Origin of the sequence: Shewanella sp. c952 (assembly GCF_019654975.1) — a bacterium.
In the GTDB taxonomy this organism is placed as follows: domain Bacteria; phylum Pseudomonadota; class Gammaproteobacteria; order Enterobacterales; family Shewanellaceae; genus Shewanella.
Window position 1 is genome coordinate 1 of the sequence record NZ_BPEW01000101.1, and the last position, 618, is coordinate 618.

A 618-nucleotide genomic window follows, 5' to 3' on the forward strand; every position below is an offset into this window, starting at 1 on the left:
TGATCACTTACACCTTAACCGATGGCTCGGGCGCGACAGATACCTCGACCCTGACCTTGACCGTCACCCCGGTGAACGATGATTTCAGCGATGATAATGAAACTCGCAGCATCGTCGAGGACAGCCCTGAAGTCAGCGGCAATGTGATTGATGGCAGCAGTGTTGATGGCGATCTCAGTATCACCACCTTCACCATTGCCGGCGACAACACCGTCTATAATGCCGATGGCAGTGACGTCACCCTCAACGGTGTCGGCACCTTTAGCCTGGGCAGCGATGGCCAGTACACCTTTACCCCTGCCGCCAACTATAACGGCAGCGTGCCGGTGATCACTTACACCTTAACCGATGGCTCGGGCGCGACAGATACCTCGACCCTGACCTTGACCGTCACCCCGGTGAACGATGATTTCAGCGATGATAATGAAACTCGCAGCATCGTCGAGGACAGCCCGGAAGTCAGCGGCAATGTGATTGATGGCAGCAGTGTTGATGGCGATCTCAGTATCACCACCTTCACCATTGCCGGCGACAACACCGTCTATAATGCCGATGGCAGTGACGTCACCCTCAACGGTGTCGGCACCTTTAGCCTGGGCAGCGATGGCCAGTACACCT

At 56.0% G+C, this 618-nt stretch carries 1 protein-coding gene; it reads left to right on the forward strand.

Annotated features, from left to right (window positions below; all coding sequences use genetic code 11):
• On the forward strand, positions 1 to 618 hold a 618-nt coding region (locus K5R16_RS22050; RefSeq protein WP_220740549.1), incomplete at both ends, for an Ig-like domain-containing protein.